Annotated in this window: 17 protein-coding genes; 7 read left to right on the forward strand and 10 right to left on the reverse strand. The window is 74.2% G+C overall.

All coding sequences use genetic code 11. The annotated features are described in order from the left end of the window. Nucleotides 1-3: 3 nt before the first annotated feature. The 3 genes from O7609_RS16490 to deoC are packed head-to-tail and all read right to left on the reverse strand — an operon-like array spanning nucleotide 4 to nucleotide 3,276. Entirely contained in the window at nucleotides 4-897 is an 894-nt protein-coding gene (locus O7609_RS16490; RefSeq protein WP_269736205.1) for an aldehyde dehydrogenase family protein, read from the reverse strand. After that, nucleotides 890-2,320 (reverse strand): aldehyde dehydrogenase family protein, encoded by a 1,431-nt coding sequence (locus O7609_RS16495; RefSeq protein WP_443072142.1) that lies wholly within the window; start codon nucleotides 2,318-2,320, stop codon nucleotides 890-892. The genes O7609_RS16490 and O7609_RS16495 overlap by 8 nt, the downstream gene beginning before the upstream one ends. A 2-nt stretch (nucleotides 2,321-2,322) precedes the next feature. Further along, entirely contained in the window at nucleotides 2,323-3,276 is a 954-nt protein-coding gene (gene deoC / locus O7609_RS16500; protein WP_269737231.1) for a deoxyribose-phosphate aldolase, read from the reverse strand. 315 nt (nucleotides 3,277-3,591) lie between these two features. On the opposite strand from deoC, the gene O7609_RS16505 reads away from it, so the two are divergent. Further along, nucleotides 3,592-4,233: a PH domain-containing protein gene (locus O7609_RS16505; RefSeq protein ID WP_269736204.1), complete on the forward strand. Its 642-nt coding sequence runs from the start codon at nucleotides 3,592-3,594 to the stop codon at nucleotides 4,231-4,233. Between the two features lie 217 nt (nucleotides 4,234-4,450). Here O7609_RS16505 and O7609_RS16510 read toward each other — a convergent pair whose 3' ends face one another. Then, nucleotides 4,451-5,041 (reverse strand): dihydrofolate reductase family protein, encoded by a 591-nt coding sequence (locus O7609_RS16510; protein WP_269736203.1) that lies wholly within the window; start codon nucleotides 5,039-5,041, stop codon nucleotides 4,451-4,453. Nucleotides 5,042-5,279: 238 nt separating this feature from the next. Between O7609_RS16510 and O7609_RS16515 the strand changes: the two genes are divergently transcribed. The 3 genes from O7609_RS16515 to O7609_RS16525 all read left to right on the forward strand — a co-directional run bounded on the left by O7609_RS16515 (nucleotide 5,280) and on the right by O7609_RS16525 (nucleotide 8,611). Beyond that, on the forward strand, nucleotides 5,280-6,092 hold the full coding sequence (locus O7609_RS16515; protein WP_269736202.1) for a purine-nucleoside phosphorylase: 813 nt from the start codon (nucleotides 5,280-5,282) through the stop codon (nucleotides 6,090-6,092). Nucleotides 6,093-6,187: 95 nt separating this feature from the next. Further along, nucleotides 6,188-7,843, forward strand: a complete 1,656-nt coding sequence (locus tag O7609_RS16520) for a phospho-sugar mutase (RefSeq protein WP_269736201.1) — start codon at nucleotides 6,188-6,190, stop codon at nucleotides 7,841-7,843. A 207-nt stretch (nucleotides 7,844-8,050) separates the two neighbouring features. Beyond that, nucleotides 8,051-8,611, forward strand: a complete 561-nt coding sequence (locus O7609_RS16525; RefSeq protein ID WP_269736200.1) for a GNAT family N-acetyltransferase — start codon at nucleotides 8,051-8,053, stop codon at nucleotides 8,609-8,611. A 35-nt stretch (nucleotides 8,612-8,646) separates the two neighbouring features. On the opposite strand, the gene O7609_RS16530 is transcribed toward O7609_RS16525, so the two are convergent. Both O7609_RS16530 and O7609_RS16535 read right to left on the reverse strand, forming a co-directional pair. Then, the gene (locus O7609_RS16530) at nucleotides 8,647-10,569 is read right to left on the reverse strand and encodes an AfsR/SARP family transcriptional regulator (protein WP_269736199.1); all 1,923 of its coding nucleotides are present in this window, start codon (nucleotides 10,567-10,569) and stop codon (nucleotides 8,647-8,649) included. Nucleotides 10,570-11,041: 472 nt separating this feature from the next. After that, on the reverse strand, nucleotides 11,042-11,479 hold the full coding sequence (locus O7609_RS16535) for a gamma-glutamylcyclotransferase (RefSeq protein WP_269736198.1): 438 nt from the start codon (nucleotides 11,477-11,479) through the stop codon (nucleotides 11,042-11,044). 88 nt (nucleotides 11,480-11,567) lie between these two features. On the opposite strand from O7609_RS16535, the gene O7609_RS16540 reads away from it, so the two are divergent. Together O7609_RS16540 and O7609_RS16545 are read left to right on the forward strand one after the other, a co-directional pair. After that, entirely contained in the window at nucleotides 11,568-12,998 is a 1,431-nt protein-coding gene (locus tag O7609_RS16540; protein ID WP_269737230.1) for an NAD(P)H-quinone dehydrogenase, read from the forward strand. A 149-nt stretch (nucleotides 12,999-13,147) separates the two neighbouring features. Continuing rightward, nucleotides 13,148-14,080: a DeoR/GlpR family DNA-binding transcription regulator gene (locus O7609_RS16545; RefSeq protein ID WP_269736197.1), complete on the forward strand. Its 933-nt coding sequence runs from the start codon at nucleotides 13,148-13,150 to the stop codon at nucleotides 14,078-14,080. A 176-nt stretch (nucleotides 14,081-14,256) separates the two neighbouring features. On the opposite strand, the gene O7609_RS16550 is transcribed toward O7609_RS16545, so the two are convergent. Further along, complete coding sequence (locus O7609_RS16550; protein WP_269736196.1) at nucleotides 14,257-14,544, reverse strand: hypothetical protein; 288 nt, start codon at nucleotides 14,542-14,544, stop codon at nucleotides 14,257-14,259. A 304-nt stretch (nucleotides 14,545-14,848) separates the two neighbouring features. Between O7609_RS16550 and O7609_RS16555 the strand changes: the two genes are divergently transcribed. Further along, nucleotides 14,849-16,045 carry a cytochrome P450 family protein gene (locus O7609_RS16555; RefSeq protein WP_269736195.1) on the forward strand — a complete coding sequence of 399 codons (1,197 nt, stop codon included), beginning with the start codon at nucleotides 14,849-14,851 and terminating at the stop codon, nucleotides 16,043-16,045. Nucleotides 16,046-16,144: 99 nt separating this feature from the next. Here the strand turns inward: O7609_RS16555 and O7609_RS16560 are convergent, their stop codons facing one another. From O7609_RS16560 to O7609_RS16570, 3 genes are all read right to left on the reverse strand, one after another. Next, complete coding sequence (locus O7609_RS16560; RefSeq protein WP_269743798.1) at nucleotides 16,145-16,747, reverse strand: hypothetical protein; 603 nt, start codon at nucleotides 16,745-16,747, stop codon at nucleotides 16,145-16,147. 126 nt (nucleotides 16,748-16,873) lie between these two features. Beyond that, nucleotides 16,874-18,406 (reverse strand): FAD-dependent oxidoreductase, encoded by a 1,533-nt coding sequence (locus O7609_RS16565; RefSeq protein WP_269743799.1) that lies wholly within the window; start codon nucleotides 18,404-18,406, stop codon nucleotides 16,874-16,876. 14 nt (nucleotides 18,407-18,420) lie between these two features. Further along, entirely contained in the window at nucleotides 18,421-19,215 is a 795-nt protein-coding gene (locus tag O7609_RS16570; RefSeq protein WP_269736192.1) for a class I SAM-dependent methyltransferase, read from the reverse strand. Nucleotides 19,216-19,221: the final 6 nt, after the last annotated feature.

Genomic DNA, 19,221 nt, shown 5'->3' on the forward strand with positions numbered 1-19,221 from the left:
ACGTCAGTAGGAGGAGCCGGCGGCACCGAGGGAACCGGTGGGGTGCCAGACGGTCTTCGTCTCCAGGAAGGCCTGCAGCCGCTCGGTGCCGGGGTCGGCCGTCCAGCGCCCGGCGCGCGGGCGCAGGACGCGCTTGAGGTTGTCGGCCGCCGCGATCTCCAGCTCCTTGGCCAGCACCTCGTCGGCCCCGGCCAGGTCGATCGCGTTGACGTCCTGGTGGGCCGCCAGCGGTGCGCCCAGCTCGGCGGTGCGCCCGGACAGGACGTTGACGACGCCGCCGGGGACGTCGGAGGTGGCCAGCACCTCGGCGAGGGACAGGGCGGGCAGCGGCGCCCGCTCGGCCGCGACGACGACCACCGTGTTGCCGGTGACGATGGCGGGGGCCACCACCGACACCAGGCCGAGGAAGGTGCTGTCCTGCGGGGCCAGGACGGCCACCACGCCGGTCGGCTCCGGGGTGGAGAGGTTGAAGAACGGCCCCGCCACCGGGTTGGCGCCGCCCGCCACCTGGGCGATCTTGTCGGACCAGCCCGCGTACCAGACCCAGCGGTCGACGGCCGCGTCCACCTCGGCCGCCGCCTTGGCCCTGGACTGGCCCGAGCCGGCCGCCACCTCGGCGGTGAACTGCTCGCGGCGGCCCTCCAGCATCTCGGCCACCCGGTACAGCACCTGGCCGCGGTTGTAGGCCGTGGCGCCGGACCAGCCGCCAAAGGCCTTGCGGGCGGCGACGACCGCGTCCCGGGCGTCCTTGCGGGAGGCCAGGGGCGCGTTGGCCAGCCAGCGGTCCTTGGAGTCGGTCACCTCGTACACCCGTCCGCTCTCGGAGCGGGGGAACTTGCCCCCGACGAAGAGCTTGTACGTCTTGAGGACAGCGAGCCGCTCAGGTCGCTCAGACATCGAGGTACGCCTCCAGACCGTGACGGCCGCCCTCGCGGCCGAAGCCCGACTCCTGGTATCCGCCGAACGGCGAGGTCGGATCGAACTTGTTGAACGTGTTGGCCCACACCACTCCGGCCCGCAGCTTCGCGGTCATGGCGAGGATGCGCGACCCCTTCTCCGTCCACACGCCGGCGGACAGCCCGTACGGCGTGTTGTTGGCCTTCGCGACGGCCTCGTCCGGCGTCCGGAACGTCAGGACGGACAGCACCGGGCCGAAGATCTCGTCCCGGGCGACGGTGTGCGCCTGGGAGACGCCGGTGAACAGCGTCGGTGCGAACCAGAACCCGGACGAGGGCAGTTCGCAGGCGGGGGACCAGCGCTCGGCGCCCTCCGCCTCACCGGTCTCGGCGAGCGCCGTGATCCGGGCGAGCTGTTCGGCCGAGTTGATGGCACCGATGTCGGTGTTCTTGTCCAGCGGGTCGCCTAGGCGGAGCGTGGCCAGGCGCCGCTTGAGCGACGCGAGCAGCTCCTCCTGCACCGACTCCTGCACGAGCAGGCGGGAGCCCGCGCAGCACACCTGGCCCTGGTTGAAGAAGATGCCGTTCACGATGCCCTCGACGGCCTGGTCGATCGGGGCGTCGTCGAAGACGATGTTGGCGCCCTTGCCGCCCAGCTCCAGGGTCAGCTTCTTGCGCGTCCCGGCCACCGTGCGGGCGATCTCCTTGCCCACGGCCGTGGAACCGGTGAAGGCGACCTTGTCCACGCCGGGGTGGGCGACCAGCGCGGCGCCGGTGCGCCCGTCACCGGTCACGATGTTGACGACGCCCCGGGGCAGCCCGGCCTGGCGGCAGACGTCGGCGAAGAACAGGGCGGACAGCGGCGTCGTCTCCGCGGGCTTCAGCACCACGGTGTTGCCGGTGGCCAGTGCCGGGGCGATCTTCCAGGCCAGCATCAGCAACGGGAAGTTCCACGGGATGACCTGCCCGGCCACGCCCAGCGGCTTCGGGTCGGGCCCGAACCCGGCGTGGGAGAGCTTGTCCGCCCAGCCCGCGTAGTAGAAGAAGTGGGCCGCCACCAGGGGGAGGTCGGCGTCGCGCGTCTCGCGGATCGGCTTGCCGTTGTCCAGCGTCTCCAGCACGGCCAGCTCCCGCGAGCGCTCCTGGAGGATGCGCGCGATGCGGAACAGGTACTTGCCGCGCTCGGCGCCCGGCAGGGCGGACCAGGAGGCGAAGGCCCGGCGGGCCGCGGCCACCGCCGCGTCCACGTCCTCCTCCTCGGCCTGGGCGACCTCGGAGAGCACTTCCTCGCTCGACGGCGAGATCGTCTTGAAGACCTTCCCGCCCGCCGCCTCGCGGAACTCGCCGTCGATGAACAGGCCGTAGGACGGGGCGATGTCGACGATCGCCCGCGACTCCGGCGCGGGTGCGTAGTCAAAACCCATGATCAGTCCACCGTTACGTAGTCGGGGCCGGAGTAACGGCCGGTGCGCAGCTTCTGCCGCTGCATCAGCAGGTCGTTGAGGAGGCTGGAGGCACCGAAGCGGAACCAGTGGTTCGACAGCCAGTCGTCGCCCAGCGTCTCGTTGACCATCACCAGGTACTTGATGGCGTCCTTGCTCGTGCGGATGCCGCCGGCGGGCTTGACGCCGACCTGCACGCCCGTCGCCGCGCGGAAGTCGCGCACGGCCTCCATGAGCAGCAGCGTGTTCGGCGGAGTGGCGTTCACGGCCACCTTGCCCGTCGACGTCTTGATGAAGTCCGCGCCCGCCAGCATCGCCAGCCAGGAGACGCGGCGGATGTTGTCGTACGTGGACAGCTCGCCGGTCTCGAAGATGACCTTCAGCCGCGCCGTGCCGCAAGCCTCCTTCACCGCCCGGATCTCCTCGAAGACCTGGAGGTAGCGGCCGGAGAGGAAGGCGCCCCGGTCGATCACCATGTCGATCTCGTCGGCCCCGGCGGCGACGGCGTCCCGCGTGTCGGCGAGCTTCACCGGCAGCGCGGCCCGCCCGGCGGGGAAGGCGGTGGCCACGGACGCCACCTTCACGCCCGAACCCTCCAGGGCGGCCTTGGCGACGCCCGCCATGTCGGGATAGACGCAGATCGCGGCGACCCGGGGGGTCTCCCGGTCTGTCGGGTCGGGCGCCATGCCCTTCGCCGACAGCGACCGGACCTTGCCCGGAGTGTCGGCGCCCTCCAGCGTCGTGAGGTCGATCATCGAGATGGCCAGGTCGATCGCGTACGCCTTGGCCGTCGTCTTGATGGAACGGGTGCCGAGGGTGGCGGCACGGGCTTCCAGGCCGACTCCGTCCACGCCGGGCAGGCCGTGCAGGAAGCGGCGCAGCGCGGCGTCGGACGCGGTGACATCGGCCAGTGCGTTCTGGGGTGGGCTCAGCGGCATGGTCACCAGGGCAGCATATCTACGCGCGTTGCGTCCTTCCAGTGCCCGGTCGGACCGGGGTCACTCCGCGAGGCTTCCGCCCGGTGCAGCGAAGGCCCGGCTTCCCCGCGCCGGCCCGCCCCGCGTCGCGCCACGGCTGTCCCTCGGCGGGGCGCCCGGCCGGGCCCGCGCAGGCACCGCGCGGGCCGATGCGGCTCGTCGGCCGTGGCCACCAGGGACGGTGCCGGTGGGGCGAGCGCGACGGGAGAGGAGAGAGCGCCGAAAGATGCCGGACCGAGACGTCCGCCATGCGGACGGTCGGGCACAATCGGTCCCATGACCAGCGAGCAGCAGCCCTACGCCGACCGCAGCTACCGATCTCCCGCCGCACTCGTGGGCGGGACGCTGCTCCTCGGCGTCGTCCTGTGGATCGGCGGCGACGCGATGCTGCGCGGTGAGGGCCGCTCTCCCCTCACCGCCGCGGCCTTCCTGCTCTTCCTGGTCCCCCTCGTCGTCGCGTTCACCCTGCGCCCGGCGGTCTTCGCCGGGGCGGACGCGGTGCGCATCCGCAACCCGTTCCGCACGATCACCGTGCCCTGGGGCGCCGTCGTCTCGATCCGCTCCGTGTTCTCCAACGAGCTCGTCGTCGAGGACAGCCGCAAGTTCCAGCTCTGGGCGATCCCCGTCTCCCTGCGCGCCCGCCGCGTCGCCCAGCGCCGCAACGAGCGCCGGGCGGCCGGGAAGTCCGGGCGCGGCTATGTCGCCGGCGGCCTGTTCGGCCTGGGCGGCGGAGCCGTGAGCGACGACGACGGCAGCCCCAGCAAGGCCACCGGCGACGAGGCGGTGGCCACGCTTCGGGAGCTGGCCGAGCTCAACGAGGGCAAGAAGGGCGAGCCGACCGTCCGCTGGGCCTACGAGATCCTCGTTCCCGTGGTGGTGGGTGCGCTCGCCGCCGTCGTCCTCGTCGTCACCGGCTGACGGCGGCCCCTGGCCGCTGCGGCCGCGTCCCCGCCGGACGGCCGCCGGTCAGCCCTCCGGGCTGATGATCTCCAGTCTCGGGAAGTAGGAGCCGAAGTCCTTTCGGTTGCGGGTCAGCAACGTGTACCCCTGCCGGGCGGCGTGGGCGACAGTGGGGGCCGCGTCCGTGGGTCCGCGCCCCCGGCGGGCGGCCGGGGTACGGCGGCCGGGCCGGGATTCACTCGGCCGGCTGGAACGTGCACACCTGTACGCCGTTGGGGCTGACGGCCTGGGACACCAGCTTCAGGGGGCGCTTGCCGCCGTCCTCCGGGAAGATCGACTTCCCGCCGCCGAGGAGCACCGGCATGATCATGAGCCGCAGCTCGTCGACCAGGCCCTCGCTCAGCAGGGTGCGGGCGAGCGCGGAGCTCCCCATCACCACGAGGTCGCCGTCCTCCTTCTCGCGCAGCGCGCGCACGCGCTCCAGGGCTTCGTCGCCCGGCAGGAGCGTGGTGTTCTCCCAGCTCAGGTCGGATGCGCCCAGGGTCCGCGACACGACGTACTTGGTGATGGAGTTCATCCGGTCGGCGAAGGGGTCGCCGGCCCGGCCGGGCCAGGCGGCGGCCATCGTCTGCCAGGTGCGACGCCCGAACAGCAGTGCGTCGGCCTTGCTCAGCGCCTCGTCGAAGGTGCCGCCCACGACCTCCGGGTCGAAGTAGGCTCCGGTCCACCCGCCGTGGGCGAAGCCGCCGTCCGTGTCCTCCTCCGGGCCGCCGGGGGCCTGCACGACGCCGTCCAGGCTGCTGAACTCCACGATCACGATGCGCACGGCCGCTCCTCTGCTCGTTTCCTCGGTCGTATCGGGTTCTCGCCGGTACTGACGCCCGGGCGGTCGGGAAATCATCGCGTCACCCGAATGTGTTCCCCGTCACTCGGGAGCCGCCGGTTCCCTCGCCCGTCTACCCAGGTCACGGATGCGACGAACGGCGGGCCGGGCGGATTGTGGGATCACCCGGACTCGGCTGGGGCGTCTACGCGCGTAGCCGGAAACCGGCTACCCTCGTCGCGTGAACGTTTCTGAGACCCCCGCCGACCCCCACCTCGCCGCCGGCGCCGCCGCGGCCCGGCTGCGGGAACTGACCGGCGCCGAGAGCCACGACGTCGCCCTGGTCATGGGCTCCGGCTGGGTCCCGGCCGCCGAAGCGCTGGGCACGCCGCAGTCCGAGTTCCCCGTCACCGACCTGCCCGGATTCCCGCCCCCCGCCGTCGAGGGGCACGCGGGCACGGTCCGCTCGTACGCCCTGGGCGACAAGCGCGCCCTCGTCTTCCTCGGGCGTACCCACTACTACGAGGGCAAGGGTGTGGCCGCCGTCGCACACGGCGTGCGCACGGCCGTGGCAGCCGGCTGCAAGACGGTCGTCCTCACCAACGGCTGCGGCGGCCTGCGTCCCGGCATGCGCCCCGGCCAGCCCGTCCTGATCAGCGACCACATCAACATGACGGCCGCCTCGCCCATCGTCGGCGCCCACTTCGTCGACCTCACCGACCTGTACTCCCCGCGGCTGCGGGCGCTGTGCAAGGAGGTGGACCCCTCGCTGGAGGAGGGCGTCTACGTGCAGCTCCCCGGCCCGCACTACGAGACGCCGGCCGAGATCGGCATGGTCCGGACGATCGGCGGGGACCTGGTGGGCATGTCCACCACCCTGGAGGCCATCGCCGCCCGGGAGGCCGGTGCGGAGGTCCTCGGCATCTCGCTGGTGACCAACCTCGCCGCCGGGATGACGGGCGAGCCCCTGAACCACGAGGAAGTCCTCCAGGCGGGCCGGGACTCGGCCACCCGGATGGGCGCCCTCCTGGCCCAGGTGCTCGGCCGCATCTGAGGCCGCAGCCGCGGCAACATCCGAGGCAAGCCCGAATCCGCACCCGAGGCCGCGGCGCAGCGGACCCGGCCCCGACCCGAGACGCAGAGGACCCCGTGACCGCATCGCACGAGCTGATCGCCGAGGCCCGCACCTGGCTGGCCGAGGACCCGGACCCGGACACCCGCGCCGAACTGGCCGCCCTCCTGGAAGCCGGTGACGAGGCCGAGCTGGCCGACCGGTTCGCCGGCACCCTCCAGTTCGGCACGGCCGGCCTGCGGGGTCCGCTGGGCGCGGGCCCGATGCGGATGAACCGGGCCGTGGTGATCCGGGCCGCGGCCGGGCTGGCCGCCTACCTCAAGGACCAGGGGCAGGGAGCGGGGCTCGTCGTCGTCGGGTACGACGCCCGGCACAAGAGCGAGGCGTTCGCCCGCGACACCGCCGCGGTCATGGTCGGCGCCGGGCTGCGGGCCGCCCTGCTGCCCCGGCCGCTGCCCACCCCCGTCCTGGCCTTCGCCATCCGCCACCTCGGCGCCGTCGCCGGGGTCACGGTGACGGCGAGCCACAACCCGCCGCAGGACAACGGCTACAAGGTCTACCTCGGCGACGGCTCCCAGATCGTGCCGCCCGCCGACAGCGGGATCGCGGCGGAGATCGCGGCCGTCGGCGCGCTGGCCGACGTCCCGCGCGCCGAGAGCGGCTGGGAGGTGCTGGGCGAGGAGATCGTCGACGCCTACCTGGACCGGGCGCTGACCGTCCTGGACCCGGACGGCGCCCGGGACGTGCGGATCGTGCACACGGCCCTGCACGGCGTCGGCGGCGCGACGGTGGCCGCCGCGTTCGAGCGCGCCGGGTTCCCCGCCCTCGTGCCCGTCGCGGAACAGGCCGAGCCGGACCCGGAGTTCCCCACCGTCGCCTTCCCCAACCCGGAGGAGCCCGGCGCGATGGACCTGGCCTTCGCCACGGCCCGCCGCGCCGCGCCCGACCTGGTCGTCGCCAACGACCCGGACGCCGACCGGTGTGCCGTCGCCGTGCCCGACGCCTCGGCCGAGACGGGCTGGCGGATGCTGCACGGCGACGAGGTCGGGGCGCTGCTCGCCGTCCACCTGGTCCGCAGGGGCGTCACCGGGACGCTGGCGGAGTCGATCGTCTCCTCCACGCTGCTGGGGCGGATCGCGGAGGCGGCCGGCCTGCCGCACGCCGAGACGCTCACCGGCTTCAAGTGGATCGCCCGGGTGCCCGGCCTCGCCTACGGGTACGAGGAGGCCCTCGGCTACTGCGTGGACCCGGCCGGGGTGCGGGACAAGGACGGCGTCACGGCCGCACTCGCCGTCGCCGAGCTGGCCGCCGGGCTGCGCGCCGAGGGCCGCACGCTGTCGGACCTCCTGGACGAACTGGCCGTCACCCACGGGATGCACGCCACCGGGCAGCTCTCGGTGCGGGTCAAGGACCTGTCCCTCATCGCCGACGCCATGGCCCGGCTGCGTGCCGAGCCCCCGGCGGAGCTGGCGGGGCTGTCGGTGACGGGCGCGGAGGACCTGTCGGCCGGGGCCGCCGGGCTGCCGCCCACGGACGGCCTGCGCTACCACCTGTCGGGCGCCGCACGGGCCCGCGTGATCGTGCGTCCCAGCGGCACGGAGCCGAAGATCAAGTGCTATCTGGAGGTCATCGTGCCGGTCGCGGACGCGGCGGCGCTCCCGGCCGCCCGCGCCGAGGCCGACGCCCTGCTCGGCGCCCTGCGCACGGACGTCGCCCGCGCCGCCGGTCTCTGACCGCCGCCCCTCGTCCGTCACGGGCGCCACGTCCGTCACGCGCGTCACGGGCGCCACGTCCGCCACAACGCGTCATGGGCGTCCCGGGAGTCCAGGACGTCACATGTGGCGCCCGGGCTCCCGGGCGCGAACGGCCTGCCCCCGCGCTGCGGCCCGTGAGATGATCACTCCGCAACGCAGCAGCCGGCCATGACGCTGGAGGGGGCCATGTACGCGACTTCCCTGGGGGACGACGGAGCGGAACTCCGCCCGATCGAGCCGTGGCAGGCGGAGGAGTTCTTCGCCCACATCGAACGGGGCCGCGAGTTCATCGGGCAGTACGTCGGCATGGCGGACGTCGTCTCCGACCTGGAGAAGACGCGCGCGTTCCTCCAGAGGTACGCCGATCGGGTCGCCGCCGACACCGCGCGCATCTGCGGCATCCACGTGGACGGCCAACTCGTCGGCGGAGTCATGTTCCTGTCGATGGACCACAAGCGGGGGGTCGCGGAGGCCGGCTGCTGGCTGGAGCCCTCCGCCGCGGGGCGGGGCCTGGTGACCCGGGCCTGCCGGGTGCTCTTCGACTGGGGCTTCGAGCGGCGCGGGCTGCACCGCGTGGAGTGGCAGGCCTCGACCGCCAACGCGCCCAGCATCGCGGTGGCCCGGCGGCTCGGCATGACGCGGGACGGCGTCCTGCGGGAGAGCTACCTCTACCGGGGCAAGCGGCACGACATGGAGGTGTGGTCGGTGCTCGCCGACGAGTGGCGTACCGCCCGCGAGCGGCGCTGACGGACACCGGCAGGCACCCCGCGGGCGCCGAGCGGTCACGCGTCGGCCAGCCGCCGGGCGTAGGCGTGGATCAGCGGGTGCATCCGGTACCGGCCGGGCGTGGTCTGGAACAGCACGTGCTCGTCGAGCAGTGACTCCAGCAGCTCCTCGGCCGTCTGAGTGGGCAGCCCGGACGCCGCGGCGGCCGCGGCGGCCGTCGCGTCGGCGCCGGGCTGGGTGCCCAGCACCTGGAACATCCGCTGCTGCTCGACGTTGAGCGCCTGGTAGGACAGCCCGATGACGGCCCGCACCGAGCGGGTGCCGGCGGCCAGCTCGTCCAGCATCCGGGACGGGTGGCGCAGCCGGTGCAGCAGATCCGTGATCCGCCAGGCGGGCCGGGCACGGATGCGGTGCGCGGCCAGGGCGACGGCGATCGGCAGCCCGGCGCAGATCCGCAGCAGCTCCCGGGCGCCCTCCGGTTCGGCCGCCGCCCGCTCCCGCCCGATGTTCGCGGCGAGGAACTCCAGCGCGTCCGCCTCGGTGAACACGTCGACCGGCAGCGAGACGGCGCCCTCCAGCGAGAGGTTGCGGCGGCTGGTGACCAGCACCGTGCAGCCGGGCCCGGACGGCAGCAGCGGCAGCAGCTGGTCCTCGCTGGCCGCGTTGTCCAGGACGAGCAGCGCGCGCTGCCCCGCCAGCCGGTCGCGGAACAGCGCGGAACGGGCCGGCAGGGAGAGGGGAATCCGCTCCTCGGGGATGCCCATCTGGTGCAGGAACCACTCCAGCACCTCGGCCGGTGCGGCCGGGGGCTGATGCGCGTTCAGCCCCCGCAGATCGGCGTAGAGCTGGCCGTCGGCGTAGTGGCCGCAGCGCACGCGGCGGTGTGCGGCGTGGATGGCCAGTCGCGTCTTGCCGACGCCGCCCATGCCGTGCAGCACGCACACCACGGGCGCGTGCTCCGAGGGCTGCTTCAGGATCTGGTGCAGCCTCTCCAGCTCGTCCTGGCGCCCGGTGAAGTCGTAGATGTCCGGCGGAAGTTGACGACGGGCGCCGACGGGCTCGGGGTCCTCGGGCCGTCCGACGGCGTAGGCCGACGCCCCCGCCCCGGCGGACGCCCGTGCGGTGCCGGGGGCGGCCCGGTCCGCCGGCCCGGGGGCGGAGGGGACGTCGGCGGCGGTGACGGCCGAGCCGGACGGCGCCACCGCGACCGGGGCCGCCGGGGTAACCGGGGCCTGGGGATCGGCGGTGGCGTCCAGCACCTCGCGGTACAGCCTCTGGAGTTCGGCGTCGGGCTCCACCCCGAGCTCCTCGACGAGCCGCCGCCGGGTGGCGCGGAAGACCTCCAGGGCGTCGCTGCGCCGACCGCACCGGTAGAGCGCGCGCATCAGCAGCACCACCACGTCCTCGCGCAGCGGATGTTCCAGGGCCAGCGCCCGCAGCTCCGGGAGGACCTCGGCGTGCCGTCCCTGCTCAAGGCGGCAACGCAGCCAGCGTTGGTGCGCCCGGTCCCGCTGCTCGACCAGCTGGGCGATCTCGGCCTCCAGCGCGACGGTCGGGGCGACGCCGTCCAGCGGGTCGCCCCGCCACAGGCGCAGCGCGGTGCTCAGGTGCCCGCAGGCCGTCGCCGGGTCGGTGGCGGCCGATCCCCGGGTGAGCTGCTCCACGAAGTCCGCGAGGTCCAGCTCGCCCGGCCCGACCCGCAGCGCGTAACCGTGCTCGGTCGTCAGCAGCCGGGGCTCGGCCTCGCCGGGAAGCTGGAGGATCTGGCGGAGCCGGGCGAGGTAGGTGCGCAGATTGGCCTGGGCCGACTTGGGCGGATCGCTCCAGCAGAGCTCCAGCAGCCGGGTCACGGGAACCGCCTGACCGGCGTTGAGCAGCAGCGCCGCGAGCACGGTGCGCTGGCGGGGGCCGCCGAGCGGTATGCCCCGTCCGTCGATGCGGACCTGCACGGGACCCAGGAGCCGGAACCGGATGTCCACCGCCTTCGAGCCCCTCCCCTCCGTGGCGTGCCGGGCAGCATATCAGCCGTATGCCGCCTCTGTACGGGCGCGAGTGCGCTCCGTATGCACCCGCTCTGCCACGATGGAACCGCGAGCGGCCCTGCGGGGAGAGGCGCGCGTCGGGGGCGGCGGCATCGGGGGAGCCGCCGAGGTCGCGACGCCACCCCGTACGGCCCCGCACGTCGCGCCCGGTTCATCGGGCAGGGTGCGGCCGCGCAGTCGCCGGCGGGGAGGCCGGCGACGCGACCGCCGGGCGGTACCCCTCCGGGGGTGCCGCCCGGTTCGCCCGTAAGCCCCCGTGGTGGGTCGCCGTACGCCCGCGCGGTGTCCCGGTACGCCCGCGCGGTTCGCCGTGCGCGGCGCGGTTCGGCTGCGCGGGGCTCCTCGCCGTGACGCGGCGTGGCGGGCCCGGCGCCCGAGGGCGGCCCGCCGTCCCCGGCACGGGAACGTCTCAGCAGGGGCGCTTGCGCAGGGCCGTCACGTAGTCGTGCGGAGCTCCGGCGGACTCGGCGGCGTCGGCGATCTCGCCGAGGTAGCGCGGAGAGGGCAGGCCGCCCTCGAAGCCGTTGAGCACGTACGTCCACGCCGCCTCGTCGCCGTCCAGCGTGTGGACCCGTACCCGCATGCGGCGGTAGATGTCGAGGCCTACGCCCTCCCAGCGGTCCATCGCGTCCTCGTCCATCGGGGCGATGTCGTACAGCGCGACGAAGACCTCCGAGCGGGGCGCCTCCACCAGCGTCGCCAGGGCCCCCTCCCAGCCCATGTGCTCGCCGCCGAAGGTCAGCCGCCAGCCCGTGATCCAGCCGGTGCCGCGCAGCGGCGAGTGCGGCGCGCGGCGGGACATCAGCCGGGGGTCGAGGTTTCCGGCATACGCGGCGTAGAGCGACATGGCTACGAGGGTACGGGAGCGGCGTCCGGCGGATCGGGTGTCGCGGCCCGAGGGGGCCGGGCGGTGTGCGCGGGCCCGGTGCGAGACACTGGAGCACGTGACTCGGATCGTGATTATCGGTGGCGGACCCGGCGGATACGAGGCGGGGCTGGTGGCCGCGCAGTTCGGAGCGGAGGTGACCGTCGTCGACTGCGACGGCCTGGGCGGGGCGTCGGTGCTGACCGACTGCGTCCCGTCCAAGACGCTGATCGCCACGGCGGAGGTCAAGACCAACTTCGACGCCTCCTACCAGGAGCTGGGCATCACGCTCGGCGGGCACGCGGCGGAGAACGGCATCGGCGTGGACCTGGGCAAGGTCAACCGCAGGGTGAAGCGGCTCGCGCTGGCCCAGTCGCACGACATCACCGCCGCCGTCACCCGGGCGGGCGCGCGGGTCATGCGCGGGCGCGGGCGGCTGGAGCCCCACCAGGCGCCCGACGGTTCCCGGCAGGTCGTCGTCCAGGCGGCGGACGGCAGCGAGGAGACGCTCACCGCGGATGCCGTGCTGATCTCCACCGGCGGCCACCCCCGGGAGATCCCCGACGCGCAGCCGGACGGCGAGCGCATCCTGAACTGGACCCAGGTCTACGACCTCGACGAGCTCCCGGAGGAGCTGATCGTGGTCGGCTCCGGTGTCACCGGCGCCGAGTTCGCCGGGGCCTACCAGGCGCTGGGCTCGCGGGTCACCCTCGTCTCCTCCCGGGACCGGGTGCTGCCGGGCGAGGACCCGGACGCGGCGGCCGTCCTGGAGGACGTGTTCCGGCGCCGCGGCATGAACGTGATGAGCCGTTCCCGGGCGGCCTCCGCCAAGCGGGTGGGTGACCGGGTGGAGGTGACGCTGTCCGACGGACGGGTGATCTCCGGTACGCACTGCCTCATGGCCGTCGGAGCCATCCCCAACACCTCCGGCATCGGCCTGGAGGAGGCCGGGGTGCGACTGAAGGACTCCGGTCACATCTGGACGGACAAGGTCTCGCGGACGTCGGCTCCGGGCGTCTACGCGGCCGGCGACTGCACGGGCGTGTTCGCCCTCGCCTCCGTCGCGGCGATGCAGGGCCGGATCGCGATGTACCACTTCCTGGGCGAGACGGTGACCCCGCTGGACCTCAAGACGGTCTCGGCCAACATCTTCACCGACCCGGAGATCGCCACCGTCGGCTACTCGCAGGCCGACATCGACGAGGGCCGGATCGACGCCTGGGCGGTCAAGCTGCCGCTGCTGCGCAACCCGCGCGCGAAGATGCAGGGCGTGCGGGACGGTTTCGTGAAGCTGTTCTGCCGCCCGGGCACCGGGATTGTCGTCGGCGGCGTCGTCGTCTCACCGCGGGCGAGCGAGCTGATCCACCCGATCTCGCTGGCGGTGGACAACAACCTGACCGTGGAGCAGATCGCGAACGCCTTCACCGTGTACCCGTCCCTGTCGGGCTCGATCGCCGAGGTCGCGCGCCAGCTGCACACGCGCAAGGCCGCCCGGGACTGACGGCGCACGCCCACGGCGGGGCGCGGGCCTCGTGCGGGGCGCACGCCCGGGGCGCGCTCATACCAGAACGGGGCGTGCGACATGACCAACTTCGGTTGATTGCGGCATATTGCTGAAAGTTGGCGGTCGTTCACGTTACTGTCAGTTCTGTGTTCGCTGCAGAACGTCGACAATTGATCCTCGAAATGGTACGAGCCAACGGGGCGGTATCGCTGCGTGAGTTGGCCCGCGTCGTCCAGACCTCCGAAGTCACCGTGCGGCGCGACGTGCGCGCCTTGGAGTCCGAGGGGCTGCTGGACCGCCGCCACGGCGGTGCGGTGCTGCCCGGCGGGTACACCCGGGAGTCCGGGTTCCCGCACAAGTCCCACCTGGCCACGGCGGAGAAGACGGCCATCGCCGACGCCGCCGCCTCCCTCGTTCAGGAGGGCGAGGCCATCGTCGTCGGGGCCGGCACCACGACCCAGGAACTGGCCCGTCGGCTCGCCCGGGTGCCGGGACTGACCGTGGTCACCAACTCCCTGCTGGTCGCCCAGGCCTTGGCGCACGCCAACCGTGTCGAGGTGGTGATGACGGGCGGCACGCTGCGCGGCTCCAACTACGCGCTCGTGGGCAGCGGGGCGGAGCAGTCGCTCCAGGGCCTGCGGGTCTCCCGCGCCTTCCTGTCCGGCAGCGGCCTGACGGCCGAGCGCGGCCTGTCCACGTCCAACATGCTGTCCTCCAGCATCGACCAGGCGCTGGTGCAGGCCGCCGCCGAGGTCGTCGTCGTCGCCGACCACACCAAGCTCGGCACGGACACCATGTTCCAGACGGTGCCGACGGACCTCATCACCCACCTCGTGACGGACGAGCCCCCGCCCACGGAGGAACGGGCCGCGAGCGAGTTGCAGGCCCTGGCCGACCAGGGTGTGCAGATCGCGGTGGCCCGGCCCGGCCCGGTGGCGGAGCAGCCGGAGCCGCCGAAGCCCGGGCGGCACGACGTCCCGCTGCCCGGTCAGCGCCGGAACCATCCCACGGCCCCCGCGCTGCGGTCCGCCCCGGGCCCGGGCCCGGTCGCGGACCTCGCCCCCCGTCGCCGGGGCTAGCCTCCCCCGTCGCCGGGGTGGCGTCGCCGTACGGCGTGCGGGACCCCGCACCGGCCTGCGCGCTGGGGTGCGGGGTCCCGTGCGCCGTACGGGATGCGCTCGGGGTGTCGCGTCCCGGGGGAACGGCGCCCGGTGCGCCCTCCGTTACGGCTTGGGGGCGGCGTGCGGGGCGCAGCTCACGTCCCGCGAGCCGACCGCACCCGTGAGCAGGCAGGCGTCCACCCGGTCGTGACCCGCACGCCGCGCGCCTCCGCCCGCTCCCGGTGGTGCCGGTCGCCGCGCTGAGCGGCGGCGGTCGCGGCGACGGTGGTGGACGTGCCGGTGCTGAAGGTGCCGGTGGTGGAGGTCCCGTCCGCCGTGGCCGTGGGGGAGGCCACGGCGGACGGGACGGCAATGGCACCCGCGATCAACGCGGGCGAGGCGAGGGCGCCCGCTGTCGCGAGCGCGATGGTGCGCTGGGTCACGGTGGTGAGCCCCCGGGTCGCTTCTTCCGGCCGCGGTTCGCGGCGGGATGTGCACAGGTGGTCAGGGGGGATACTCCAACGCCGGGACGCCGCCGGGACACCTCCGGGCCCGCTTCTTTACCCGCACATGACCAACTTCAGCCACCTGTGCGTCCCTCCCGGCCGACCGGCCATCAGATCCGGCCGAACGGAGGGGTCACACCCGGCCACTCCGTCCCCCATCCTGGCCACGGCGCGTGTCCGCCCGCGCCACGGGCCCGGCCGGATGTCCGGCAACAGCGGCGTGACAGGGGAGACTTGGGCCATGCAGCGAACCGTGCTCTCCGTCGACCCCGGGGCCCTGACCGCCGACCCCCACCGCGCCTACGCCGAACTCCGCGCCGCCGGGCCCGTACACCGCGTCACGGGGACGGACGGCAAACCGGCCTGGCTCGTCACCCGGTACGAGGACGTCCGCCGCGCCCTGGCCGACTCCCGGCTCGCCCTCGACCGGCGCCACGCCCTCCCGGGCAACTACGCCGGCTTCAACCTGCCGCCCGCGCTCGACGCCAACCTCCTCAACATGGACCCGCCCGACCACACCCGGGTCCGGCGCCTCGTGGCCAAGGCGTTCACCCCCGCTCGGGTCGAGAAGCTCCGCGAACCCGTGCGCAAACTCGCGCACACCCTCCTGGACGCCGTCGAGCCGGACGGCCGCGCCGAGCTCATCGCCGCCTACGCCGGGCCCCTGCCCATCACCGTCATCTGCGACCTCCTCGGCGTCCCCCACGCGTCCCGCCCCGATTTCCGGGCCTGGACGGACACCCTCATCACCCCCGACCCGGAGCGCCCCGAGGCGGCCAGGCAGGCCGTCGGCGCCATGCTCCGCTTCTACACCGGCCTCATCTCCGGCAAGCGCGAGACCCCCGGCGACGACCTGCTGTCCGACCTGATCGCCGTCCGCGACGACGACGGCGACCGGCTCACCGAGGACGAACTCACCTCCCTCGCCTTCCTCATCCTCTTCGCCGGCTACGAGAACACCGTCCACCTCATCGGCAACTCCGTCCTCGCCCTCCTCGACCACCCCGAGGCCCTGCGCTCACTGCGCGGCCGCCCCGACACCGAGCTGGCCGACGCCGTCGACGAGCTGGCCCGCTTCGAGGGCCCCGCCCCGCTGGCCATCCGGCGCTTCCCCGTCGAGGACCTCGACGTGGGCGGCGTCACCGTGCCGGCCGGCGAGACCGTCCTGCTCTCCCTCGCCTCCGCCAACCGCGACCCCGAGCGCTTCCCCGAACCGGACACCCTGCAACCCGCTTCCGGCGGCGCCGGACACCTCGCCCTCGGCCACGGCATCCACTACTGCCTCGGCGCCGCCCTGGCCCGCATGGAGACCGGGGTCGCCCTCTCCGTCCTCCTCGACCGCCTCCCCGGCCTGCGGCTCGCCGTCCCCCGCGACACCCTGCGCCACCGCCCCACCTTCCGCGCCCGCGGCCTCCTCACCCTCCCGGTGACGTGGTGACCGCGTCCGACGCGTCGGCGCGCCGCATCCGGCACCGTCATACCGGGACGGGGTTCCCCGGGCCCGGGGAACCCCGTCCCGGTATGACGTGCGGCGGGCTCAGGGCCGGTACAGGGACTCCACCCGGATGACCTGGCCGCTTGCGTCGAAGGTCAGGTCGAACCCGACGTTGGCGCGCTCCGCGGCCGGCAGCGCCATCACCCGGCTGACGAACCGCGTCGGGGAGAGCCCCTCGGCCTGCCCGCGCTCGTCGGCGATCGGCACGTATGCGACCACGTCCGCGTCGATGGCCAGGGGCACCGTGGTGAACGGGCCCGTGCCGGGGGTGATCACCCAGGACTCGAACCGGGGGTGCGGCTCCTTCTGGGCGGGCCGGACCGAAAGCTGCGGCCGGTCGGCGTTGGTCCAGGCCTTCTCGATCTGCACGAACTGCTTGGTTCCGGCCCAGCGGGCGGTCTCGTCCGAGGCCTTCTCGGCCTGATCCGGGGCCTTCTCGGCCTGGTCCGGGGTCTTCTCGGTCTCCTCCTGCGTGGCGGACGGGACCGTGGCGTCGGCCGACACCACGGGCGCCGCCGTGGACGGCTTGACGGCCGCCTTGCCCTCGCCCTCCACGGCGCACCCGGTCAGGGTCAGCGCGCCGACGGCGAGTGCGGCGAGAACGTGTGCTGCGGAAGGGCGGCGGCGTGCGATGCGCGTGTTCATGGATCCCCCAAAGGCTCAGGTGCGCTGCGTGATTCATGACCTCTACGCACCGGCCCACCGACCGGGTTGCACACCGGTCCGAAGTTTTTCTCCACCGCCCGCCCCCTCGGGCGGACGCCCGCCGCCCTACCCCGCGCCGCCCTCCCGGCCCGGGGTCGCGTCCGACGGCGCGGCCCGCCCGGCCGGCGACTCGGCCGGCCCGCAGTGGTGCAGCAGCGCGGCCCGTAGCCCGGCCGGGTCGGGCTCGGACGTCGTCCAGGCGACGTGGGCGTCCGGCCGGACGAGGAGGACCGCGACGCCCGGCAGCCCGGGCAGCGGGCCACGGGTGGCCACGACGCACACGCGGCCGCCCCACGGCTCGGCGAGCTCGGCCCCGGCGCCGTCGGCGGAGAGGTCCAGCAGCAGGAACCGGCCGTCGCGCGTCAACTCGCCCGCCGGAACCGGCCGTCGCCCCGGCAGCGGCACGGCGACGTGGGGGAGCCGGGCGCCCGGCGCGAGGACGTGGCCGCCCCGCAGCCCGGTGAGCATCTCGGCGGCGCGGCGCCGGTGCCGGGCCGAGCGCAGCCGCCACAGCGCACCCCGCCGCGCCAGCCGCCGGCCCGGCGAGGTGGCGACGGCCAGTCGGGTCGCCCGGTCCGTGGCGGCGAGGGTCCGCTCGGCCTGCGGGCGCCGCTCGGCCTCGTAGGAGTCCAGCAGACCCGGCGCCGCCCGGCCCCGTACCTCGGCCGCCAGCTTCCACCCCAGGTTGACGGCGTCCTGGATGCCCAGGTTGAGCCCCTGGCCGCCGAGCGGCGAGTGCAGGTGCGCGGCGTCCCCGGCCAGCAGGACGCGCCCGGAGCGGTACCGGTCGGCGATCCGCTGGTGGATCTTGAACCGGGCCAGCCAGCGCACCCCGTAGGGCTCCGGATCGTGACCCAGCGTCTCGGCCAGCAGGTCCCGGAACTCCTCCAGCGTCGCCGCCTCCTCCCGCCAGCCGCGGTCGGCCCGGACGACGGCGAGCCGGTAGGAGCCGTCCGCGTACGGGACGGAGACGACGATCCCGCCCCGGCCCGGCAGCACCAGCAGCTCCCGGGGCAGCGGACGGCGCAGGCGGACGTCGGCGAGCAGCGGCGCCATGGTGTACGTGTGGCCGTGGAACGCGATACCCGCCAGCTCGCGGACCGCGCTGCCCGCCCCGTCGCATCCCACGACGTACCCGGCCCGTTCGTCCCACTCCCCGGCCGGCGTCCGCACCCGCAGGGTGACCCCCTCGCCGTCCTGCCGCAGCTCGGTCACCTCGGCCTCCCGCTGCAGCGTGACGCCCAGGTCGAGCGCCCGCCGCTGGAGCACCTCCTCGGTGCGGCTCTGCGGGATCACGTTGACGAACGGGAACGGGGAGTCGAGCCCGGAGAAGTCGATGGGCGGTGCCGACCCCACCGCCATCCGCCCCACCGGCCGCCCCGCACCGGCCAACTCCTCGGCATGCCCTCGCAGATGCAGCAACTCCATCGTCCTGCTGTACAGCGTCACGGACCGCCAGCCCTCCGCCGGCGCGGCCCGGCGCTCCAGCACGGTGCACGCCGCGCCCGCCGCGGCCAGCTCGCACGCGAGGGCCAGCCCGGTCGGACCGGCCCCGACGACGATGACGTCCTGCTCAGGAGTGATCGGCGACGACGACACGGGGACCCTCTCCCTCAGCATCCCGTCAGCGGCTTGACGCCGACGACCAGGCAGGCGCGCAGCGGCATCAGGAACTCGTCCCCGGCACGCCGGATGCCCAGCGCTTCCAGATGGTGCCGCGGAGCCTCGGCCAGCCGCTGCCGGATCGCCGCTTCGGCCTCCGCGCCGCAGGACGCCCGCTCGCACCACCGTCCGACGGGCACCCCCTCACGGCTCTCCGCGAGCGACCCCCGCGCCACCGGCACGTTGAGCCCCGCCCGCTGGAAGAAGCCGATCCACTCGGCCAACGTGCAACTGCGCTGGTGCCCCGGGTCGTGCAGCACCGCCAGAGCATGGTTGAACGCGTCGACGAGCGGCTCCTCGTGACCCTCCAGGTCGACGACGGCGAGCCTGCCGCCGGGCCGCAGCAACCGCGTCATCTCCGCCACGGCCCCCGCCGCGTCCCGGAACCGGTGCCCGGCGAACCGCGACACGACGAGGTCGAACGCGGCCTCATCCAGCGGAAGTTCTTCCGCCCGCGCCTCCACCGTCTCGACCGGCAGGGCCCGTTCGGCGGCCCGCGCCGCGAACGTCTTCAGCGCCCCGGGCGCCGGATCGACGCCCACGAGCCGCGACGGTCTCTGGCCGGCGAAGGACAGGGCCATGTGACCCGCCCCGCAGCCGACATCGCAGATCGCGGCGCCCGGCGCGGGCCCGAGCGCCGCGTGCAGGGCCTCCGTCGTCGGGCTGGAGCCGGGATCCTCGTCCGGGGAGGCGAAGGGGTCGTCGGGGATGTCCGTCACGTTGCCGAAGCGCTGGTTGGAGAGCATGGTCTG

The sequence above is a fragment of the Streptomyces sp. WMMC1477 genome (assembly GCF_027460245.1).
Classification (GTDB): domain Bacteria; phylum Actinomycetota; class Actinomycetes; order Streptomycetales; family Streptomycetaceae; genus Streptomyces.

Coding starts and splice junctions, on each gene's coding strand:
- O7609_RS16490 (WP_269736205.1), bottom strand. CDS start 897: ATGTCTGAGCGACCTGAGCGGCTCGCTGTCCTCAAGACGTACAAGCTC.
- O7609_RS16495 (WP_443072142.1), bottom strand. CDS start 2,320: ATGGGTTTTGACTACGCACCCGCGCCGGAGTCGCGGGCGATCGTCGAC.
- deoC (WP_269737231.1), bottom strand. CDS start 3,276: ATGCCGCTGAGCCCACCCCAGAACGCACTGGCCGATGTCACCGCGTCC.
- O7609_RS16505 (WP_269736204.1), top strand. CDS start 3,592: ATGACCAGCGAGCAGCAGCCCTACGCCGACCGCAGCTACCGATCTCCC.
- O7609_RS16525 (WP_269736200.1), top strand. CDS start 8,051: ATGTACGCGACTTCCCTGGGGGACGACGGAGCGGAACTCCGCCCGATC.
- O7609_RS16535 (WP_269736198.1), bottom strand. CDS start 11,479: ATGTCGCTCTACGCCGCGTATGCCGGAAACCTCGACCCCCGGCTGATG.
- O7609_RS16555 (WP_269736195.1), top strand. CDS start 14,849: ATGCAGCGAACCGTGCTCTCCGTCGACCCCGGGGCCCTGACCGCCGAC.
- O7609_RS16560 (WP_269743798.1), bottom strand. CDS start 16,747: ATGAACACGCGCATCGCACGCCGCCGCCCTTCCGCAGCACACGTTCTC.
- O7609_RS16570 (WP_269736192.1), bottom strand. CDS start 19,215: ATGCTCTCCAACCAGCGCTTCGGCAACGTGACGGACATCCCCGACGAC.